The organism is Aquimarina macrocephali, assembly GCF_051627225.1.
GTDB lineage: Bacteria > Bacteroidota > Bacteroidia > Flavobacteriales > Flavobacteriaceae > Aquimarina > Aquimarina macrocephali.
The window spans coordinates 4,273,488-4,292,978 of sequence record NZ_CP151795.1 but is presented as its reverse complement, the minus strand read 5'-3'; the positions used below and the strand labels follow the sequence as shown (position 1 = coordinate 4,292,978).

General features: G+C 31.9%; 36 protein-coding genes and 1 pseudogene. 17 read left to right on the top strand and 20 right to left on the bottom strand.

Features of this window, described 5'->3' with window-relative positions:
• The 10 genes from AAFU52_RS18825 to AAFU52_RS18780 all read right to left on the bottom strand — a co-directional run bounded on the left by AAFU52_RS18825 (nucleotide 1) and on the right by AAFU52_RS18780 (nucleotide 3,743).
• A complete protein-coding gene (locus tag AAFU52_RS18825) occupies nucleotides 1-387 on the bottom strand; it encodes a hypothetical protein (protein WP_438423079.1) in 387 nt (128 codons plus the stop codon).
• The gene (locus AAFU52_RS18820) at nucleotides 387-1,622 is read right to left on the bottom strand and encodes a DUF7666 domain-containing protein (protein WP_438423078.1); all 1,236 of its coding nucleotides are present in this window, start codon (nucleotides 1,620-1,622) and stop codon (nucleotides 387-389) included. Before AAFU52_RS18820 ends, AAFU52_RS18825 begins: the two co-directional genes overlap by 1 nt.
• Before the next feature lie 40 nt (nucleotides 1,623-1,662).
• Nucleotides 1,663-1,848: a hypothetical protein gene (locus AAFU52_RS18815; protein WP_438423077.1), complete on the bottom strand. Its 186-nt coding sequence runs from the start codon at nucleotides 1,846-1,848 to the stop codon at nucleotides 1,663-1,665.
• An 18-nt stretch (nucleotides 1,849-1,866) separates the two neighbouring features.
• Nucleotides 1,867-2,028, bottom strand: a complete 162-nt coding sequence (locus AAFU52_RS18810; protein WP_438423076.1) for a hypothetical protein — start codon at nucleotides 2,026-2,028, stop codon at nucleotides 1,867-1,869.
• A 139-nt stretch (nucleotides 2,029-2,167) separates the two neighbouring features.
• Entirely contained in the window at nucleotides 2,168-2,476 is a 309-nt protein-coding gene (locus AAFU52_RS18805; protein WP_438423075.1) for a hypothetical protein, read from the bottom strand.
• 4 nt (nucleotides 2,477-2,480) lie between these two features.
• Nucleotides 2,481-2,615 carry a hypothetical protein gene (locus tag AAFU52_RS18800; protein ID WP_438423073.1) on the bottom strand — a complete coding sequence of 45 codons (135 nt, stop codon included), beginning with the start codon at nucleotides 2,613-2,615 and terminating at the stop codon, nucleotides 2,481-2,483.
• A complete protein-coding gene (locus AAFU52_RS18795) occupies nucleotides 2,612-2,872 on the bottom strand; it encodes a hypothetical protein (protein ID WP_438423072.1) in 261 nt (86 codons plus the stop codon). Before AAFU52_RS18795 ends, AAFU52_RS18800 begins: the two co-directional genes overlap by 4 nt.
• A gap of 2 nt (nucleotides 2,873-2,874) precedes the next feature.
• Nucleotides 2,875-3,018: a hypothetical protein gene (locus tag AAFU52_RS18790; RefSeq protein ID WP_438423071.1), complete on the bottom strand. Its 144-nt coding sequence runs from the start codon at nucleotides 3,016-3,018 to the stop codon at nucleotides 2,875-2,877.
• A 4-nt stretch (nucleotides 3,019-3,022) separates the two neighbouring features.
• Nucleotides 3,023-3,424: a hypothetical protein gene (locus AAFU52_RS18785; protein ID WP_438423070.1), complete on the bottom strand. Its 402-nt coding sequence runs from the start codon at nucleotides 3,422-3,424 to the stop codon at nucleotides 3,023-3,025.
• 4 nt (nucleotides 3,425-3,428) lie between these two features.
• Nucleotides 3,429-3,743 (bottom strand): hypothetical protein, encoded by a 315-nt coding sequence (locus AAFU52_RS18780; protein ID WP_438423069.1) that lies wholly within the window; start codon nucleotides 3,741-3,743, stop codon nucleotides 3,429-3,431.
• Nucleotides 3,744-3,875: 132 nt separating this feature from the next.
• Here AAFU52_RS18780 and AAFU52_RS18775 point away from each other — a divergent pair, with 132 nt between their 5' ends.
• The 13 genes from AAFU52_RS18775 to AAFU52_RS18715 all read left to right on the top strand — a co-directional run bounded on the left by AAFU52_RS18775 (nucleotide 3,876) and on the right by AAFU52_RS18715 (nucleotide 10,224).
• Entirely contained in the window at nucleotides 3,876-4,292 is a 417-nt protein-coding gene (locus AAFU52_RS18775) for a hypothetical protein (protein WP_438423068.1), read from the top strand.
• A gap of 38 nt (nucleotides 4,293-4,330) precedes the next feature.
• Complete coding sequence (locus tag AAFU52_RS18770; RefSeq protein ID WP_438423067.1) at nucleotides 4,331-4,690, top strand: hypothetical protein; 360 nt, start codon at nucleotides 4,331-4,333, stop codon at nucleotides 4,688-4,690.
• A gap of 148 nt (nucleotides 4,691-4,838) precedes the next feature.
• Nucleotides 4,839-5,297, top strand: coding sequence for a hypothetical protein (locus AAFU52_RS18765; RefSeq protein ID WP_438423066.1), 459 nt, complete (start codon nucleotides 4,839-4,841; stop codon nucleotides 5,295-5,297).
• Entirely contained in the window at nucleotides 5,275-5,709 is a 435-nt protein-coding gene (locus AAFU52_RS18760; RefSeq protein WP_438423065.1) for a hypothetical protein, read from the top strand. Before AAFU52_RS18765 ends, AAFU52_RS18760 begins: the two co-directional genes overlap by 23 nt.
• Before the next feature lie 88 nt (nucleotides 5,710-5,797).
• On the top strand, nucleotides 5,798-6,271 hold the full coding sequence (locus tag AAFU52_RS18755; RefSeq protein ID WP_438423064.1) for an SHOCT domain-containing protein: 474 nt from the start codon (nucleotides 5,798-5,800) through the stop codon (nucleotides 6,269-6,271).
• Nucleotides 6,272-6,425: 154 nt separating this feature from the next.
• On the top strand, nucleotides 6,426-6,584 hold the full coding sequence (locus tag AAFU52_RS18750) for a hypothetical protein (RefSeq protein ID WP_438423063.1): 159 nt from the start codon (nucleotides 6,426-6,428) through the stop codon (nucleotides 6,582-6,584).
• The gene (locus tag AAFU52_RS18745) at nucleotides 6,574-7,107 is read left to right on the top strand and encodes a GNAT family N-acetyltransferase (protein WP_438423062.1); all 534 of its coding nucleotides are present in this window, start codon (nucleotides 6,574-6,576) and stop codon (nucleotides 7,105-7,107) included. Before AAFU52_RS18750 ends, AAFU52_RS18745 begins: the two co-directional genes overlap by 11 nt.
• 147 nt (nucleotides 7,108-7,254) lie before the next feature.
• Nucleotides 7,255-7,986, top strand: coding sequence for a hypothetical protein (locus AAFU52_RS18740; protein ID WP_438423061.1), 732 nt, complete (start codon nucleotides 7,255-7,257; stop codon nucleotides 7,984-7,986).
• A gap of 9 nt (nucleotides 7,987-7,995) precedes the next feature.
• On the top strand, nucleotides 7,996-8,361 hold the full coding sequence (locus AAFU52_RS18735; RefSeq protein ID WP_438423060.1) for a hypothetical protein: 366 nt from the start codon (nucleotides 7,996-7,998) through the stop codon (nucleotides 8,359-8,361).
• 110 nt (nucleotides 8,362-8,471) lie between these two features.
• On the top strand, nucleotides 8,472-8,852 hold the full coding sequence (locus AAFU52_RS18730) for a hypothetical protein (protein ID WP_438423059.1): 381 nt from the start codon (nucleotides 8,472-8,474) through the stop codon (nucleotides 8,850-8,852).
• A 4-nt stretch (nucleotides 8,853-8,856) separates the two neighbouring features.
• Entirely contained in the window at nucleotides 8,857-9,426 is a 570-nt protein-coding gene (locus AAFU52_RS18725; protein ID WP_438423058.1) for a hypothetical protein, read from the top strand.
• A gap of 144 nt (nucleotides 9,427-9,570) precedes the next feature.
• Nucleotides 9,571-9,966, top strand: coding sequence for a hypothetical protein (locus tag AAFU52_RS18720; protein WP_438423057.1), 396 nt, complete (start codon nucleotides 9,571-9,573; stop codon nucleotides 9,964-9,966).
• 9 nt (nucleotides 9,967-9,975) lie between these two features.
• The gene (locus AAFU52_RS18715) at nucleotides 9,976-10,224 is read left to right on the top strand and encodes a type II toxin-antitoxin system HicA family toxin (RefSeq protein WP_438423056.1); all 249 of its coding nucleotides are present in this window, start codon (nucleotides 9,976-9,978) and stop codon (nucleotides 10,222-10,224) included.
• A gap of 13 nt (nucleotides 10,225-10,237) precedes the next feature.
• Here AAFU52_RS18715 and AAFU52_RS18710 read toward each other — a convergent pair whose 3' ends face one another.
• From AAFU52_RS18710 to AAFU52_RS18685, 6 genes are all read right to left on the bottom strand, one after another.
• Nucleotides 10,238-10,465 (bottom strand): hypothetical protein, encoded by a 228-nt coding sequence (locus tag AAFU52_RS18710; RefSeq protein ID WP_438423055.1) that lies wholly within the window; start codon nucleotides 10,463-10,465, stop codon nucleotides 10,238-10,240.
• 19 nt (nucleotides 10,466-10,484) lie between these two features.
• A complete protein-coding gene (locus AAFU52_RS18705; RefSeq protein ID WP_438423053.1) occupies nucleotides 10,485-10,946 on the bottom strand; it encodes a hypothetical protein in 462 nt (153 codons plus the stop codon).
• 46 nt (nucleotides 10,947-10,992) lie between these two features.
• The gene (locus AAFU52_RS18700) at nucleotides 10,993-11,157 is read right to left on the bottom strand and encodes a hypothetical protein (RefSeq protein WP_438423052.1); all 165 of its coding nucleotides are present in this window, start codon (nucleotides 11,155-11,157) and stop codon (nucleotides 10,993-10,995) included.
• A gap of 305 nt (nucleotides 11,158-11,462) precedes the next feature.
• A complete protein-coding gene (locus AAFU52_RS18695) occupies nucleotides 11,463-11,762 on the bottom strand; it encodes a hypothetical protein (RefSeq protein WP_438423050.1) in 300 nt (99 codons plus the stop codon).
• Nucleotides 11,763-11,913: 151 nt separating this feature from the next.
• Entirely contained in the window at nucleotides 11,914-12,117 is a 204-nt protein-coding gene (locus tag AAFU52_RS18690; protein WP_438423048.1) for a hypothetical protein, read from the bottom strand.
• 13 nt (nucleotides 12,118-12,130) lie between these two features.
• Nucleotides 12,131-12,433 (bottom strand): hypothetical protein, encoded by a 303-nt coding sequence (locus tag AAFU52_RS18685; protein ID WP_438423047.1) that lies wholly within the window; start codon nucleotides 12,431-12,433, stop codon nucleotides 12,131-12,133.
• 208 nt (nucleotides 12,434-12,641) lie between these two features.
• Between AAFU52_RS18685 and AAFU52_RS18680 the strand changes: the two genes are divergently transcribed.
• From AAFU52_RS18680 to AAFU52_RS18665, 4 genes are all read left to right on the top strand, one after another.
• A complete protein-coding gene (locus tag AAFU52_RS18680) occupies nucleotides 12,642-13,592 on the top strand; it encodes a septum formation inhibitor Maf (RefSeq protein ID WP_438423045.1) in 951 nt (316 codons plus the stop codon).
• A 36-nt stretch (nucleotides 13,593-13,628) separates the two neighbouring features.
• On the top strand, nucleotides 13,629-13,916 hold the full coding sequence (locus tag AAFU52_RS18675) for a 4a-hydroxytetrahydrobiopterin dehydratase (protein ID WP_024769036.1): 288 nt from the start codon (nucleotides 13,629-13,631) through the stop codon (nucleotides 13,914-13,916).
• A gap of 171 nt (nucleotides 13,917-14,087) precedes the next feature.
• Nucleotides 14,088-14,813, top strand: a complete 726-nt coding sequence (locus tag AAFU52_RS18670) for a YebC/PmpR family DNA-binding transcriptional regulator (protein WP_438423043.1) — start codon at nucleotides 14,088-14,090, stop codon at nucleotides 14,811-14,813.
• A 99-nt stretch (nucleotides 14,814-14,912) separates the two neighbouring features.
• Nucleotides 14,913-15,413: a hypothetical protein gene (locus tag AAFU52_RS18665; protein ID WP_438423042.1), complete on the top strand. Its 501-nt coding sequence runs from the start codon at nucleotides 14,913-14,915 to the stop codon at nucleotides 15,411-15,413.
• Here the strand turns inward: AAFU52_RS18665 and AAFU52_RS18660 are convergent.
• From AAFU52_RS18660 to AAFU52_RS18645, 4 genes and pseudogenes are all read right to left on the bottom strand, one after another.
• Nucleotides 15,410-15,928 carry a 1-acyl-sn-glycerol-3-phosphate acyltransferase gene (locus AAFU52_RS18660; RefSeq protein WP_438423041.1) on the bottom strand — a complete coding sequence of 173 codons (519 nt, stop codon included), beginning with the start codon at nucleotides 15,926-15,928 and terminating at the stop codon, nucleotides 15,410-15,412. The two genes, AAFU52_RS18665 and AAFU52_RS18660, sit on opposite strands and share 4 nt — an antisense overlap.
• Nucleotides 15,929-15,988: 60 nt before the next feature.
• Entirely contained in the window at nucleotides 15,989-17,050 is a 1,062-nt protein-coding gene (locus AAFU52_RS18655; RefSeq protein ID WP_438426648.1) for an iron-containing alcohol dehydrogenase family protein, read from the bottom strand.
• Nucleotides 17,051-17,128: 78 nt separating this feature from the next.
• Nucleotides 17,129-17,833, bottom strand: a pseudogene (gene kdsB / locus AAFU52_RS18650) (3-deoxy-manno-octulosonate cytidylyltransferase); the annotation flags it as partial.
• Between the two features lie 146 nt (nucleotides 17,834-17,979).
• On the bottom strand, nucleotides 17,980-19,407 hold the full coding sequence (locus AAFU52_RS18645; protein WP_024769031.1) for an ATP-dependent DNA helicase: 1,428 nt from the start codon (nucleotides 19,405-19,407) through the stop codon (nucleotides 17,980-17,982).
• Nucleotides 19,408-19,491 lie beyond the last annotated feature (84 nt).

The following is a 19,491-nucleotide window of genomic DNA, read 5'->3' as shown; positions in this document are numbered from 1 at the left end:
CTAATTTGCTGTTATTTGATTACTTACTTGATTGCTTGGTAGGTATATTATGAACTGTTCTTTTTTTGAACTTTCATAAATATGAATGTCTAGAATAGATTTGCTATAAGGTCGCTTTGCTCTGATAAAAGATGTTTTTAAATAATACATCTGGTTGTTATCTGGGTTGAATATTTTACTATCATCCCCTTTTACTTCAAAACTTTGTGAATCATAAGCGTATATGTACTTATTGAATCTTACATTAAGTTCGTTTTGAGTTTGCTTTGGACTAGTTTCCTCAATAACAAAAAACTTCTTTTGTGTATTTACAGAGTGTAACTTATGCCCTTGGCTAAATCCTTTTACAAATAGGATTAAGAGTAGTATTTGAATTATCCTTTTCATTATTTCTCTGATTTTAACTCCCCACCTTCAAACCAATACCACTTATCAGCCTCTATCAATTCTCCTTTTATTTTATGTTTACCTACTTTAGCTCTGTATATATCCTTGATATACCAGTTGTATTGATCGTCTTGTCTCCAATCAGTAATAACTATCCACCCTTTTGATGCTTTTGATCTTGACGAAACACCTAAAGAAGAACTTATGCAGTTGTCTCCTGAGGTGTTGGCGTGTGCTTCGTCTCCTGAGGTGTTGGCGTGTGCTTTGTATCCTGAGGTGTTGGCGTGTGCATAGCCTCCTGAGGTGTTGGCGTATGCTTCGTATCCTGAGGTGTTGGCGTGTGCTTTGTCTCCTGAGGTGTTGGCGTGTGCTTTGTATCCTGAGGTGTTGGCGTGTGCATAGTTTCCTGAGGTGTTGGCGTGTGCTGTTCCTGAGGTGTTGGCGTGTGCTTCGTCTCCTGAGGTGTTGGCGTGTGCATAGTCTCCTGAGGTGTTGGCGTGTGCTTTGTATCCTGAGGTGTTGGCGTGTGCTTTGTATCCTGAGGTGTTGGCGTGTGCATAGCCTCCTGAGGTGTTGGCGTATGCTTCGTATCCTGAGGTGTTGGCGTGTGCTTTGTCTCCTGAGGTGTTGGCGTGTGCATAGCCTCCTGAGGTGTTGGCGTGTGCTTTGTCTCCTGAGGTGTTGGCGTGTGCTTCGTCTCCTGAGGTGTTGGCGTGTGCTTTGTATCCTGAGGTGTTGGCGTGTGCATAGTCTCCTGAGGTGTTGGCGTGTGCTTTGTATCCTGAGGTGTTGGCGTGTGCTTTGTATCCTGAGGTGTTGGCGTGTGCATAGCCTCCTGAGGTGTTGGCGTATGCTTCGTCTCCTGAGGTGTTGGCGTGTGCTTTGTCTCCTGAGGTGTTGGTAGTTTCGGTATCACACTTTACTTTATCAAAAACCAAATCAAAGTGTACCTTAAACATTTTAGCAATTGATATTTTTGAAAATATCTTAAGTTTGTTTGTAGATGTTTTTGTTTCTTCAGTATGATTATCTCCTATTGCCTCTACTTCACAAAATGTATTTTTTCCATTAGGGGGGTAAAAATCAAATACATCTAGTGGTTTTTCACAAAAGTGCATTCCTTTACTACACACATTTGGCTTTAGTTTTTCCTCAAAAGTTTCGTTTTCATTGTATTGTTTTTCTCTACACTGTAGATTTTCGTCGAATCCTTTATATCCTTTTATATTGCTCATTATTATATTGTTTACTATTAGATTTTTAGTTTGATTAAGATTATCTAGGCACTCCGTATCCGGCTAAAACCTTCTTATTGTCTTTAGAAAATTCAAAGATTTCGTATACGTAGCTTTTGGTTTGTTTTGCATGTTGTGACGCCTCTTTGACACACTGGAAGAACTTGGTTAAACCATCTTCAATTCTTCGTGTTACTTCGATATTGTTTTCTGTAAAGTATTTCATTGGTTATTTGTTTGATTATTACTTATGGTATGATATAACTGTAGTGTGTTTCTCATCCACCGGATCAAAAAACATTGATACGTTTGATACCACAGAGTGTTTTTCTAATTTTTGATATTCAGCGACACTTAACACTTCCATTTTTGATCTGTTGCTATCTTTGATAATTGATGTTTTCATAATATTTAGGTTTTAAAATGTTATCTATGTATGGCGTAGCTTGCTGCTTTACCCCAAAACTTTAAAAATTTGTGAATGGATTTGATCATCTTTACTACCCTTGCCCAATTCATTTTTGATCTTTTCATTTCTGTAAGTTTTAATCCTTTACTACTTTCTTTAAATAAGAGGTGAGTATTACCCTTCTTCCTTTACTGTTAAAAATCCAATCCTGATCTTTTTTAAGTTTACCCTTCATCATCCAATTGCGTATAGTTTGGCGAGTTTTTACCTCTGGGAAAAATTCCCCATCTAGTACTTGTCCTATGGTTAAAAACTTCTTTCTTAAATATGCTGCCTGCTTTCTCGATATATCAGCCTGTAATTCTTCTCGTGGAGCTGCAATCATATCATTCTCTTTAAAGAATCTTTTTAGCTGCCCTAGTGTTATCGTGGTATTTTCATCCATAATTCTACTTTAAACAGTGATACAATACCGACACTCCAGCTATAATCGAATACAATAATCCTAATGCTATCACTGTAAATAAACAGGCTGTCCAAACCGCATTTTTGAAATCCTTTATCGCTTTTTTACTGTGTTTCATTTCTCTACTGTTTCAGGTTGTACAACTTCTATCGACAATACTCTTGATACCTTTTCGTCAGTGTCCTTTTTGCAGTCCTTTGCTGCTTGCTGAATAGCATTAAAAGCCACATAGTAAACACTCTCATCCTTGTAATCCCCATTAACTATTTTTTTAAAGTTTACAGGAAGTGCTCCGTATATGTCTGCTGCTCTTTTCTTACCTCCATCAGGCAAATTCCCATACCCTTTTTTTACTGCTTCTTTAATGTTTTCCATGATTAAAATGGTAATTCGTTATTATCATCTATTTTGTATACTTCTCCTCCGATCTGATTAGCCATTGAATTAGCAATCATCTGGGCCATTTCTTTATTTGGTGATGGCACTTCTTTTGTGATCGTTATAGTGTAAGTCTGTTTCATTTCTTTATTTTTTTATGAATATTTTCTTTACTGTTTTGTCCGAGAAAATGAATATTAAAGGAGTGTTGAAATGACGTTCCCCGATCTCCATTAATTCGTTTTCAGAAAAAATCCCACTCCTCAAAAATTTTCCTGTCATATCAAAAAGATTGTATTCTAAACCTGTACAATCACAGTTTTGAGTGTAGCTTATTATTTTGCTTTTTAAGTGATTCATCTTGATTGAACAATCAACATTTCCCGATTTGAATTTTACTCCTGTAGATATGTTTATCTCACCGCTTCCAGAAATATCACCACTTACTACAAAATTGCTTTTGATCGTTAGGCTTGTATTGTGTATTCCTAATTGTGCGCTTACCACAATAGGAAACAAAAACAGTATGAATAGTGTTAGCTCTCTCATTTTATTAGATATTAAAGGTTGCGTGCATTTCTGTGCTTAATCGGTCTGAATGTGACCAAGAAGAATTTTCTCCTATCTCTGAAATACAATAGTTATGTATCCAGTTGCTTACTTCGATGTAAGTATTTGTTTCTTCTGGGATAATCTCATCCTCATAGATGATCGTTAAATCCCAATCACCATATATAGGTGATGTATTAAGTAATACATGAATCTTCTCACTGTCTGCCTCAACAAAAACAGTTTGCATCTCTCTGTCGATCTCAATTACTGAATCACTTTTTAAAAATGTTGTGATTTGATTAGTTAGAGTTTCCATATATTTGCCTTGATTTATTAGTATTACAATACAAATATAGAGCAAGCTCTATAACAATCCAAATATTTATGTCACTTTCTATATAACTGTGACTTATTTATAGTGATTCTAAATAACATAAATAACTTAACAATGAACTTTGATCAAAGAATCAACAGGATAGTTGATAGAATTAATTCTAATGGCATAACTGCATACGAGATAAGTCAAAACACAACCCTAACTATCAATGGAATACAAAAAATAATAGATGGCAACACAAGTAAACCCAGGTCTCGAACTCTGGATGAAATTGAAGCCTATTTGGACAAAAAATTATCGGTTGCTGTAGAGGGTTCTGAAATAGAACATGGAAAAAATGTTCCAATGTTCTACAACAAAAACGGATCCGCTGCCACAATGAAAGACATATCAGAATACGTGGTGCGCAATGTAGATAAGTTCAAAGAAGACATTGCTTTTAAGAATATGATAGATAAGGAGGCCTTAATGATCTTGTTGAAGGCCAAAAAAGGTGACACAATTGACATAGATTTGATCGGGAAGTAAAAATTATTTAAATTTATTTACTCTTAAAAACCTAAATTATGAAAAGATCTCACCTTTGGTTAATCCTGATTTTAATGATAACCGTATTTGTTGTTTTTATAAATCAGATTAGACCTGATGATCCATATATTACAGAAAGTGAAACCATCTATTCGGACCCATGGAGAAGCCCTTTTACTGAAGAAATTACTTCTATATCAAAATCTTTTACTAAAAATAATATTAAAGGTTGTGGAGATTATTTCATAAAAACATTTAAAGCACAACAATATTTAGTTGCTTGCACAAGTGACAATATTGAATGGAAATACTATGTAGTTTATTCAAATATGAATAAAGTATATCTAGCAAACAGTGAAATGATTAAAAAGCTTTCACCTCCTGTTATCAAAAAATGAGTTTTTACTTTGTACTAAGAACTATTGATATAGATTTGATTGGGAAGTAGTCTATCACTCTTTTATTATTTAGAATCAGTATAAATAATTTTCCTTATATTTATCACCTACTATATAGAACACCCCAAAAGTCTATTTAATCAATATTATGTCAAATACAACCATTCTTGATAAAACTACTAAGATTTTAAACTTTAACCCAGTTGATAAGTCTTACACATCGGATGATGTCTTAGATGCATATTTGAAAGGAAAGTCTGAAATGGACCGAAAGATTAAAGAAAAGATTATCACAGGACTTCAAACATCTGCGATGACTTCAAACTTGGTTTATGAAAAACTTAAGAACATAAAGGTTGACATTAAAGAAATGTATTTAAGGTTAGTCGATTTGGATAGTTACGAATCTTTAGTAATAATATCTGATGAAGATTATTATGACAAGACTAAGAGATGGGATTCGTACAAGATTGCTCGTCAATTAAATTCAAATATTGATGATTTGGATATTGCTTTTTTGTTTATGCCAAGTTCAGACAGCATAAATTACGACATTATTAATTCTGAAGGTTTCTTATTTAAATATGGCGACACCACCGAGAGCTAGTTGCCTTGATCATGCACTTCACAATTTTAACGCTTGCAATAAGGTAAAGGAAATTGAAAAGTGTGATGACTGGACTATTACTATAGCATTTTATTCATCATTAAAGTTTGTTGAGGAACTTTTGTTTCCTGCGGATTATCCTCATCCATGCAATGAAGTAAACATTACAGAGTTTGAAAACTTCCATCGATATGTTTCAGCACACGGTCGAATTGGTAGACCTAATCCACATAAAATTTTATCTGAGTTAGTTGAAAATTACATAGAAGATGATGATGTAGTTAATTATTATGAAGATTTAAAAACAGCTTGCTACAATGCAAGGTACATCAACTATAATGTTGGTGAACAAAGAAAGCAAATGTCTCTAGAAGCTTTAGAGTATATTAAGAACTTTGTTGTAAGTAAATAGTTGATCTATTGTGGAAAACCACAATAAAAAGAATTAAACAATAATTACTTTTGATTTAAATAATTGTCTTACTTTAAAACCTTGGTATATGAAATATATCACTACTCTTTTTCTTTTAATCAGTTTATTTTCTTATTCGCAGAATAGTTACACTACCAAAAGTGGATTTGAATACAAAGTTGGAGATACTATAACTTTAGGTTCTCCAATGCATATCAGTAGCTCACCTTTTATTGCATCCACTTGTAAATGGGAAACAGTATTTAGCAAAAAGAAGGGTGAGAACTGCAGGAACATGAACTTTACTAGTAAAGATGCAATTATATATGAGATTGATCTTAGTAAACCTGTCAAAATTCATTTCAAAATTTTTAGTCGAAAGTTCTATACTACAATAGAGAAAGGAATATCTTCTGGTGAAATTATTATTCCTGGAACTGAAAAAGAAAAACCCAAAGCCGATAAATACGATCTTATTGCTAAACTGAAATCTCTTTTAGATGATGGAGCCATTACCAAAGAAGAATATGAAAGTGAAAAGAAAAAAATACTGTCTAACTAATTACAGTTCTTTATTATTCTATACTAAAATAGGATTTTTATTTAGAATCAATATAAATAATACCTAAAAATGTTATATGTTATAACAATAATTTACTTTTGCGGTATCATTATTGTAATATGTAATGTAAATAAACACTAAAATCTGGCAAACAATGGCAAAACCAATTAAAGAAACACCTTTTCTAAGTGGTAAAGATGCTAAAAACTTTATCCAGGATAATAAGGATGTGAAAAAAATTTCTGAAGAAGAAAAAACAGAAATCCAAGAAAGTTACGAAGTACTGAAAAGCATCGCAGAATTTGAAATTTGATGAATTAAAATTAATCAGGTTAAAGCCTGATACTAAGATATTGCCGTTTGACTGTGATGATGCAGATTTAAACGGCTTTCTTTTTGATGATGCCAAAAATTACGCAAACAATTTAATAGCTGTTACTTATCTGATTCATGACGGAAAAAATACTTTAGCATATTTTAACTACCTAAATGATAAAATTTCTCACACTGATATAGGGAATGTCGATAAATTTATTCAAAGAATTGGTATTCATTTACCAAAAGAAAAAAGTGGGCACAAAAGCTATCCAGCAGTTAAAATAGGAAGATTAGCAGTAAGTAAAGACATTCAAGTCTCTGGTTTGGGAACTAAAATTATTCAGTTTACAAAAAACTACTTTAGCACCAATAATAAAACTGGCTGTAAATTCATTACTGTCGATGCTTATAAAAATTCATTAGGGTTCTACGAAAAAATGGGGTTTAAATATCTATCCAGCAGAGACAAAAAATCTGACACCAGGTTGATGTATTATAATTTGGAAAGTATTACTTGATAAAAGTTAGAAATCAATTTCCCCCTTAAGAAAACAAAAACCACACTCCAGAATTATATTTACTAATTGTGGAAAACCACAATGAAAATAGTTTAATGATAATTATTTTTGATTTGACAAATTATCTTACTCTTTAAACCTAGGCTTATGAAATATATCACTACTCTTTTTCTCTTCATGAGTGTATTTTCCTATTCACAGAAAGTTGTCAGATCCAAAGTCACCGCAAATAATGGTATAGAATACAAAAGAGGCCAAGAAATAACATTTTCAGATTTTTCTTATAAAATAAAGAAGATTTACAATGATAAGAAAACAGGGGAATTGTTTTTCGAAATAATCGGTGATCAAAAGATTACAATCAATGTAAATCAAGAAATTAAGAATTGTAATATTAAACCATGTGAGATTGTAAAAACTATAGACTACGATAATTGTAGATACAAAAGAGATGAATTTGACAGGTTTACCAAAAAATCTGTTAAACAAACTAGAGGAAAATTAATTTATTCCGATTTTTCCAGATCTGTAAGTGTGCATGGATTTAAAGTTGATGGCAGCAAATATCTAGAAGTTCTATTTACTGACAACCAATTATTTTCTTTTAATGAAGGAGGTAGTTTCATGCTAATGCTAAAAGATGAAGAGGTAGTAACTTTAAATTTTGAAAAATCTATAGTTGCTGATTATGCAAGAGCAGGAAATTTCGATATTTGGAAAATACGAACATTATTGCCACTAAACCAGGCTCTTTTTAATAAATTGGTTGATTCTAATGTTTTTGAATTTAGATATTACACCGTAGATAGATATGTCGAAAAAAAGATAGGTGAAAAATCTAGAAATAATATAGCAAGTGTCTTAAAATGTATTGAATAAAACCAAACTATGAAATCTATAATTATAAGCTTATTATTCCTTCCGCTATTCTGCTTCTCTCAAACTTTTGAAAGTGGAGTAAGCTCATATGCTGGATTAAACTTAAAAGCTCAATCAAAGATTGAAATTAAGGACTCTATATTAACCGTTGTAACTCATAACAAATCCAAGATAGATTCATTGTCATTTAAAGTGTTGAAAAAGGTTCATGGGGGTAAACAAATATATTTCACAGATGGAATAAAAACACATTCCTTTTCTTATGGAGAGATGAAAGGAAAAATCAAAGGATTCAAATATACACATGTGGTTAATTTATCCTATGATAATATTCAAGGGCCAATTACAGTTCTTTATTATTCAATACTTAAGTAATATAGCAAGCGCCTTAAAGTGTATTGAATAACAAACCAAAAGTTAAGTTAAAATAAAAAACTATATTTGTCGAACTACCCCTATCCATACCAATTTAAGAATTACCATCAATGGCTAGAAACGAAAAAAGCAGAAAAAAAAATAACGCTGCTAGACCCAATTTTTGGGGAATGTTACAAAATGTTTTAATCGCAAGTTTACACAAAGGACAGCTCCTACCAATGACAGGAACTCTTGGAGTTATCATTTTTATGATAAGACTTCCATCCGATCAATTGTTGATTTTTTTGGATAAAATGCTAAATTATTCATTATTTAACTGTATATTAGGATGGATAATTGCAATAATTGTTACCTTTGGTAGTATATATATCACCAAAAGACAACGTAGAATTCACACTACTGAAATAAAAAGATTGGCTGAAGAGAAGAAAGCTCTACAACAAATAATCTCCAACAAAAAGCTTCCTTCTAGTAACAAAAAAAAGTGAAATTATGACAACATTAATTTATATTATTCTTTTCCTTTCAATATGGCATTTATTTTATGAAGCAGTAGTTGCTCCATCTTTAAGACATGGTTTAAGATATGAATTTTTCAAACTTAGGGATAAATTAAGAAACCTAGAAATGAAAGGTTTGAGCAAAAAGGATGAAGTAATCTATGATGTCCTAGATCATACGATTTGTGATATTGTTTATTCCATGCATTACATTAGTATAGTTAATTATTTTAAATTAAAAAATAGTGAACTAAGTGATAAAAAAACAAAAGATAAGTTAAAGGAGATGATAGAGTTCATGAATACTCCTGATAACCCGGAATTAAAGGAAATTGATCATGAAATGAATAAATTAGCATCCAAAATATTATTTATAAATGCAGGAGCATGGTCCATGTATTTAATTCCATTATTGCCATTGTTATCTATTTTCCATGCGGTCTCATTAATTAATGGTAAAATCAAATCGTTAGTATATAAAGTATCGAGCAGACTAATATATTTTAAAGAGAAAATATATTCAGAAACAGAACATATGGATAATAATATATCAATGATTTAGATTACTTCATATTACTTTGATTGCTTTAGGATATGAAGCATTTTTCATTATTTAGAATCAATTTAAATAAAGTTTGATTTAACAGCTTTTTCACCAAAATTTGTCACTGAAATTGTATTATTGCTTTACTCAATAAAGATTATTATGGAAGAATACTTATTTGAAGGATCATACAAAAGTACTTCTAAACGTGTTAGAGTAAAATTATTATTAGCACACTTCAAAGATGAAAATAATGTACATTTTATCTATTCTCCCCATTTAGATTTGACTGGTTATGGAAAAAGTCTACCTGAAGCTAAAAAATCTTTCAAAATAGTTTTCGAAGATTTTGTTGATTATACTCTTAAAAAGAAAACTTTAGGAAAAGTCTTGACTAATTTAGGATGGGATTTAAAAGGTTCTCTAAAAAAACCTAAAAAAGTGATTGCTCCCAGTATTACAAGTGTTATTGCAGATAATGATTATGTGTCGGACATTTTTGACAACTATAATGTAAACACTTATCACGAAGAGGTTGGTATTCCTGCAATGGCGTAATCATCTTTTATGTCAACTCGAAAGTTATCTAATATTCCTTTAAAAAAATTCCGCAAATTTCTGAGTGCACAAGGTTTAAATGTAATTAAGAATACGAAAGGTAGAGGAGGACATGAAAAATGGTCTAAGTCAGGAATAGATTTCCCTATTACAATTCAAACTCATATAGATCCTGTTCCAGAATTTATAGTTAAGCAAATTCTTAGGAAGTTAGAAATGGATCGAAATACTTTCTTTAAAGAGTTTCTTAAAATATAAACTCAGCAGGACATTACCTCGAAACAGTTTGATACAACAGATACCTTTGTTCAAAGGTTAGGACATCAAATATATCTGATAAGTTTGTTTTATGATTCTTGAGTTCGTTTTTTAAGTCGTCAATCTCTTTTTCTTGTTGCTCAACAAGATTTTCATAATCGGATTTTAATTCCTCAAAAACATCATCATCCAGATACTTAGATTTTTTCCTTAGAATTTTTAATTGCTTTTTCTTTTTCATGCTCGCCTATATTAAAGAATTAGTCTAAAGAATCTATTACATCTACTGTATCATTGAAATACTCTTTTTTGTCTTCTTCTTTAATATATTTTTTCTTAATATCGATTCCAATATGTCGGGTTAACTTCTTAATATTAGAAAGTAGAATTTTATTACTTCTTGATAGTTGCTTAATTAAAAAAGTAACAAACGCCAACGTAATGAAAGACGCAACACAAAAACCTAATGCATAAACATGTAGTAGCACATCGTCTAAGCCTAATTCCCGTGCATTAAACACCCAATACAACTGTATGAAGTAAATATATATAGGAGCAAAATAAGATACTTTGTAAGCTCTTAAATAAGCTCCAAAACATAACAGCAATGGTGAAAGTGTTTGAGTTAAAACCCAAATAAAAGTTTTAGCACTTTTAAAACCGTAAGTTTCTGTAATACCAAAAGTGGTAACCTTATCCGAGAATAATAATAACCCAGACAAAACCACCACTATTGATGCAAATATTTTTAAAGCTGTTTTTTTGTGATTAATTTCCTCCTCCCTGCTCTCCTGGTCTTTCGATTTCGTCTGGGTCAACTTGGTAAATTTCAAGTTCGTTGTTTTCGGCTGTTTCTTCATTGATGTTGGATTTTTCACAACTAACAAACGATAACCCTAATACTACTAATGATAATACTGCTAATTTTTTCATCTTCCTTAAATTTTTATGGTTTTCACAAAGATAATTCTTAGCAAAACCAAAACACTCAAGATCAATGAACTATTTAGTAAATAGCACATCATGTGTAGTATATAACTATCATCTGATAGTACATTACACTATTTTACAATTGACGATATGTGTGTTGCATTCTAGGGGTTTTCAAATATAGGGACATTTCCCCATTGAACGAATACGGTTAAACCACAAAACTACTTAAAGATATGCAACTATTATTACGGTTTCCCGCATTTAAACCAATCAGTTGATTTAGTTTTTATTTAAAGTTTGCTCCTTTACTTATACTTTCTGAAATACAGACAAGAAGATTCATATGTTTCTTGCGAAGTACAAGTGATTTTCGATAATTGAAATTTATCAAACCAATCATTAAAACTTGAATAGGCAAAAAAATCGCTTCCTGTTTCAAAATAAAAAGATAAATTAAACACAACTAATTCACTATCAATAAATGTCGCATTTAAAGATTTAAAATTCATAATATTATCACACATAAAGGAGAATTTAAAAACTTCGTTGCCAAAATATTCCTCTACTTCTTTTCTGCTTTTAAAATAATTTTCAAATTGTTTCATTTTCCTCTTTTTTTGTATTTTTAAGTTGTGTTTTTAGTAATTAAGCAGGTAATATCGGGGTAACTACCCAGCAATTACCTAACTAATAATCAATAAGTTATTTTTTTATTAAGGTATTTAATTAGGAAATGGTTTTAAATATGTAATCACATTACCTGTTTTCAAAGTTTGGACAATACTCTCCAAAGTTTGGAGGTGTCATTTCTATTCGTTGTTCTTGTCCAGGACAACCCACAGTGAAATAAAATTCACTTAAATCCCTACATCCGCAATCACCACTATCATCATCCGATGAACATGAAGTGAATAAATACACAAATAAGATTGCTAAAATTGATAGTTTAATTGTTTTCATAATTTTCATAGTTTTATTTGTTGTTATGTTTTTGGTTAGATTTAACAAGGGCCTCTTTTCTGGTTTCGTCTCGATCAGCAAAAGAATTTACTTTCTTATTATTGATATAAAGATTATAGCAAAGTAAAAAGTGATCAGTTGGTTCGATATGAATTATGATTTCTTTTGATTCATAGAAGTCAACAGCTACGCCAATTTGCATACTTAGTGGCATTTCGTAAAACTCACTAAGTTCATAGTCATAATGAAGCGTAAACCAGCTTTCGAAATCTTCTCTTGTTTTTTTTGTAAAAAAAATAGTACTTTGTTCTTTCATTGTTTTTTAGATTGCTACTACATTCTTGGCATAGTATTTTACAGGATTCAAGGTGATTTAATTTTGTACGATTTTTATACGAATAACTTTAACTTTTATTTTAATTCACTTATAAACAATCTATTAACTCACTTTCTGCGTTACTGAAACGTTAACAGTACTTGCCAAATCCAAGGTTTATTGTAATTTGCTATATAAAAACGTTATCATGAAAAAGTCAATACTACTATTCGCTTTATTGGGCGTATTAGTCTTTATTGCTTGTAGCAATATTAAGGCAGACGAAATGACCAAAGCTTCTACATCTAATGAGATCATTAAAGAGAAGATGCCTCCTGCAAAAGCTCTATCCGAAGATTTTAAGAAGTACTGGTATGCAGGTAAAGCAGAAATATCATCATATCAACTAGAACAAGCTCGATATGGAGAAATAAGAAAAGGAACGGCGGTACTAATTTATGTTACTGAAGATTTTTTACCCAAAAAACAGGTGAAAGCAGATCGTCAAAACACAAATAACATACCTGTTTTAAAACTTAATGCTACCAAAAAGTTTAACACAGGAATCTACCCATATTCAGTTATGCAAAGTACATTTTATCCTGTAGCAGATAATCAACATGCCATTAAAGTATCTAATTCGATGCAAGAATGGTGTGGTCACGTATATGCGCAATTAAATAACAAAAAACAATTTGAGATTACCTCGCATTCCTATTTTGAGAATGAAGCGGATCAGGATTTTAAATTAGACAAAGCTATTTTAGAAAATGAACTTTGGGCAAAAATCAGAATCAATCCAGATGCATTACCACAAGGGGACCTACAAATCATCCCTTCTTTTGAGTATTCTAGATTGAGACATAAAGATATTAAAGCATACTCGGCTAAGACGTCTGTACAAAAAGACACTGATACTAATACATATACAATAGAATATCCCGAACTTGATCGAAGTATCAGTATCACTTTTAATGCCTCTTTTCCGTATGAAATTGAGCATTGGACAGAAACATATAAAAGCGGGTTTGGCCCCAATGCAAAGAAGCTTACTACAAAAGCAACTAAAATCAAAAGTATTAAATCTGCTTACTGGGGTAAAAACAGTAATAAAGATGAAGTCTTACGTGATGAATTAGGACTTACGAATCAAAAATAAACATCAATTAATTTACAACTAACTAATACTATACTAATGGTAAAATTATCAGAATCTGACATAAAAGAAAAACTAAACACTATTGATGGTTGGGAATACCATGATAATGCTCTTCATACCACTTTTGAATTTAACGATTTTAAAGATGCTTTCTCTGTTATGACTCGTATTGCTTTTGAAGCCGAACTACAACAACATCATCCAGACTGGTCAAATGTCTATAATAAATTACATATTAGTCTTTCTACCCATGATGCTGGCGGTATTACTGAAAATGATTTTAAACTCGCAAAAACTATAGATAACATTATCGAAGGAGAATAGGGATTAAACTTAATTGTAATCAAAAAATAAATATCAAATTCTAAGGTCAAAACTTCTTGTTTTACTTTTTGAATTTTGGTACTTTAGGCCTAATCAAAATTGATCGTACACAAACATTTGTCAAAAACTTGGTTTCTACTTATGTTTGTATTTAGATTTTAAAATTAGCATATGGGAAGAGCTTTTGAATTTAGAAAAGCACGTAAGATGAAACGCTGGTCAGCAATGGCAAAAGCGTTTACTCGAATTGGTAAAGATATTGTAATGGCTGTAAAAGAAGGGGGTCCTGACCCAGCTTCTAACTCGCGTCTAAGAGCAGTGATCCAGAATGCCAAATCTGTGAACATGCCAAAAGATAATGTCGAAAGAGCAATTAAAAAGGCATCTGATAAAGATCAAGGTGACTATAAAGAAGTTCTTTTTGAAGGGTATGCTCCTCACGGAATAGCTATTTTGGTAGAAACAGCAACAGATAACAATAATAGAACGGTTGCTAATATACGATCCTATTTTAACAAGTGTGAGGGTAATCTGGGAACATCAGGTTCTGTAGAATTTATGTTTGATCATACCTGTAATTTTAGAATTAATAGTGAAGGATTAGATCCTGAAGAACTCGAACTCGAATTTATTGATTTTGGAGCAGAAGAAGTTTTTAAGGATGATGATGGAATATTAATTTATGCCCCTTTTGGAAGTTTTGGAACGATACAAAAAGAATTAGAAAGTCGCGAAATTGAAATTCTATCCTCAGGATTTGAACGTATCCCGCAGGTAACCAAAAAAATAACCCCAGAGCAAGCTGCTGATGTAGAAAAGTTACTGGAAAAAATAGAAGAAGATGATGACGTTCAGAACGTCTACCACACTATGGAAGAATCTTCTTCTGAAGAATAAAGATATATTCTAGTTATCATAAAAAAAGAGTTTAGCATGGCTAAGCTCTTTTTTTGTTATGTTTACTATAATACCCCGACTATAGATAAAATATAAGCTATGAAAAGATTAGCCATACTTCTTCTATTTTCATTTGTGGGCATACTACATTCCCAACATATGGATAATGACAAACTAGAGTTAATTATCAAAAAAAATGCAGATACTGTAAATGGTATTCCCGGTAACTGGAAATTTATATACAAAGAGACTCCAATGCTTTGTGTTACTGATAAAACCAATAATCGGATGAGAATTATTTCTCCTATTACATCATCAGGCAATCTTGATAAAGATTTATTACTTGATGCAATGACTGCCAATTTTCACTCTGCTCTTGACGTAAAATATGCTATCACCAACAAAATTTTATGGTCGGTTTATATTCATCCTTTAAAAGAACTTACCGAGGAGCAGGTAAACAGTGCTATATCACAAGTATATTATGCTGCAAGGACTTTTGGCTCTACTTTTTCTAGTACAGAACTTATTTTTGGAGCAGGAAATACAAAGAAAAAATCTAAAGAAGCTATCCCAGAAGAAAAAATTCGAAAATTTTAAGTTCCGTCGAAGCTATTTTCAGAAACTTTACCCTTAACCCCTACAAAGAAACTATACATACATTCGAAATCCTTTTTAATATCCTCTGTGGGATAATAAGGATCAGAGACTACACATTGTTTTTTTCCAAAATCAAAAGCAACCATAATAATAGGAACATTTGCAGCTTTAGCGATATGGTAAAATCCAGTTTTCCACTCTTTAACTTTTTTCCTTGTTCCTTCTGGAGCAATAGTTAAACGTAACTCATCTTTTTTTCTAAATATCTCTGCAATAGCTTCAACCTTATTCTGGCCAGGAGTTCTATCTAAAGAAATCCCTCCTACTCTTCTAAGGTACCAACCAAGTGGCCATCTAAAAAGTTCTTTTTTGCCTAAAAAGCTTATCTTAATCCCAGCTAATTGCCGTATCAAAAGGCCAATATAGAAATCGTGCCAACTTGTATGAGGCACTACAATAACTATGCACTTTTTAATTGTATCAGCACTGAAATTACCGACAAACTTCCAGCCCATAATTTTGTAATATATGAAGGAAGAAAAATATCGCATGAAAATAAAAGATTGAAAAGCAATTTACAAAGAACGATATAGTTCTTTCAGCATATCAGCATTTATTTTAGATTTCCAATTGTATCCCAGAGCATTTTCCCAGAGTGGTTCTAAGCTTAGTGCAACCTTAGTCATAACATCTAATTGATCTTCGGTTACATTAGCACAAACTCCTGTGGGTAAACTAATATTATGAAATTCTTTCATTTTTTTGAATACAGCTACACCTTCAGGATAGTATTTTTCTAATTTATCAAATACAATACAATTACCTATCCCATGCTTTGTTCCCAGCACATATGCCAGTCCATAGCTCATAGCGTGAGCAACACCAACCTGAGAATATGCAATACTCATTCCGCCATGCCAGGAAGCCATCATTAGTTTTGCATCTACCTCTTCTTTACTCAGATTATTTTCCAAGAAAATCTCTTTACATAAATCTAAGGCCTTTTCGCCATAACTCTGGCTAAATGCATTCAAATACGTTCCATCTAACGACTCTATGCAGTGAATATAACAATCCATACCCGTATAGAACCATTGATCCTTAGGAACATCTTTTATTAACTCTGGATCTAATACAACCTGATCAAAGGGTGTAAAATCAGAATTGATTCCTAATTTGCGTTCGGGTCCTGTAAGTACTGTAGTACGAGACACTTCTGCTCCTGTTCCTGAAATCGTAGGAATTCCTACATGAAATACAGCTTTATTTTTTACCAGATCCCATCCTTGGTAATCTGCAGCACTTCCTGGATTGGTAAGCATAATCGCTACAGCCTTGGATAAATCCAATATAGAGCCTCCTCCTATTCCAATAATTCCACTTGGAACATATTGATAATCATTTCTTATTTTAGAAACTATCTCATCTACCTGAGATGTTTTGGGTTCTTCAACAGTTGATACGTAAATTATCTCATCTGTATACGATAATGGTATCCTATCCTCAATAAATGAGGTGTTGTTTTTAAAAACGTCATCTACCAAAAAGATAAAAGGAGCAATACCATTTCGCACAGGCGAAATAATATCACAAATCTGATTAAAAGCTCCTCTCCCAAATACTACTTTTGGTACCATTGGGAAATTTTTATGCATAGAAGTAGATTCTTCTGGAGTAATTATAGATTTTGGATTCAATAGATTTTCTTTATTTATTATTCTTTTTGCTCTTTCTAAATCTTCCGGGGTATCGATTTCTACACCTTCGTGGTGCGTTTCAACCATTTTAATATTTTTACCGTATTCAAGATATCGAATACATTCGATTTTCTCTGACGCTTCTAAAGAACGCATTGGTAAACGGTAAAAATCTAAAATAGCTTGTTTCTTAAATGCATAAACACCTTTGTGTTTATGGTATACATGGTTTATTTCTTTATCTCTTGGATATGGTATAGGTGCACGAGAAAAATATAATGCGTAATTATTTTCATCTACAATAACCTTTACACTATTAGGGTTCATGATATCATCCCAATCATCCATAGGAGTCATTAGACTAGCTAAGTCTATACGATCAGAGTCTTCCTGATAAAATACACTTAATACTTTTTCTAAGCTCTCTCTATCGGTAAAAGGTTCATCCCCCTGGACATTAACTACAATATCGACATCCATATCTTCGACTGCTTCGGCTATTCGATCACTGCCACAGCTATGTTCTTTCTTGCTCATAATAGCCACACCACCATGAGAAGTAATTTCTTTATAAATAACATCGCTATCAGTAACTACATAAACAGCATCAAAAAGTCCGGAATTTAGAGTAGCTTCATATGTTCTTCTTATGACGCTTTTTCCTTCGAGATCTTGCATTAGCTTGCCAGGAAATCGCGTGGCAGCATATCTCGCAGGTATCATCGCGATAGTTTTTAGAGTATTTTTGTTCAAAATTTGTTGCTTTTCTAGAGTTGCAAAAATAACTTTTTTTAATCAATTTTCGGGCCAACCATATATTTTATATCATAAAAATTCACAAAACACCAAATATGCCCCTTTTGTAGATTTTAATTTTCAATAAAAAAATCATCTTTAAACCCAATTAAATATAATTTTTTCTTGGCTCTGGTTACTGCCGTATATAACCATCTTAAATAATCTTTATTAATCCCATCCGGAAGATAAGGTTGTTCTATAAACACATTATCCCACTGCCCTCCTTGTGATTTATGACATGTAATAGCATAAGAGAATTTAACCTGTAAACTGTTAAAAAACTTATTATTCTTTACTCCCATAAATCGTTTGTACTTAGATTTTTCATCCTCAAAATCTTTTAGTACTTCTTGATACAATTTATTTGATTCTTCATATGATAAAGATGGAGTTTCTGATGTTAATGTATCTAATAACAAGACGGTTTCAAAAGGTTTTTGATTTGGGTAATCAACCATATTAACATTAACTATTGCAAATCGAAATCCATATAATTCTTTTATAGAAAAAATCTCTAAAACTTTAATTATATCTCCATTTGCAATAAAACCAGCCTCACTTTTATTGTCTAACCAAAAATAATTATTCTTAACCACCATCAAATAATCTCCGGGCGATAGTTCTTCTTCTTGAAAAAGTATCCTTGAGCGAATCTGTTGATTATAAATATTAGCTCTTTTATTAGAACGAAGTATAATCACAGATTCTTCATGACCTACACTAGAATATGCCTCATTTAATGCATCCATAATCTCATGACCATCAAAAAATCTAACTATATCGGGATATCCTGATACCTGAAATTGAAAAGAATCGTAAAAACCATCATTAATAATTTCTCTTAGCCGGGTAGCATTCATTAAAATACCACTATTTTCTGCTTGTCGTACTACTTCATCCAGCTCTATCTGAGTAACTTCTTTATTAAACCCCATTGCAAGGTTATTAGGATCAAGCGCAGGGCTTACTTCTAATTTTACAGGTGGCAATTGCGCCGTATCCCCAATAAAAAGAATTTTGCAATTATGTCCAGAATACACATACATCATTAGATCATCTAGTAAAGATCCATTTTCGAATAATTTACTATCGCTAGGAGTATCTGGTATCATAGAAGCCTCATCTACAATAAAAATAGTGTTACGGCTTTTATTTTGTTTTAATTGAAAAGCTAATCCACCACTTTTATTCTTTTTAGGATAATAAATATTCCTATGAATAGTCTGGGCCTGCTTTCCCGAAAAATTACTAATCACTTTGGCTGCACGCCCCGTAGGAGCAAGTAAAACTGCATTTAATTTAGCTTTCCATAGGTTTTTAACCAAAGATCCTATCAAAGTAGTTTTTCCTGTACCCGCGTATCCTTTTAATAGAAAAAGTGATTCTTTTGCCCCTGATAACACAAAATAAGATAGTTTTTGTAAGACAATATCTTGTTTTATAGTAGGTTCAAAAGGAAAATCTTCTTTTAATAATTCATAAAATTCTTTTTCCTTCATTAAAAAAACTTGTCTATATGGTTCATATCTCTATTAATAAATCAAAGATAGGGATGATTTTTTGGCAATAAACTTTTACGATTA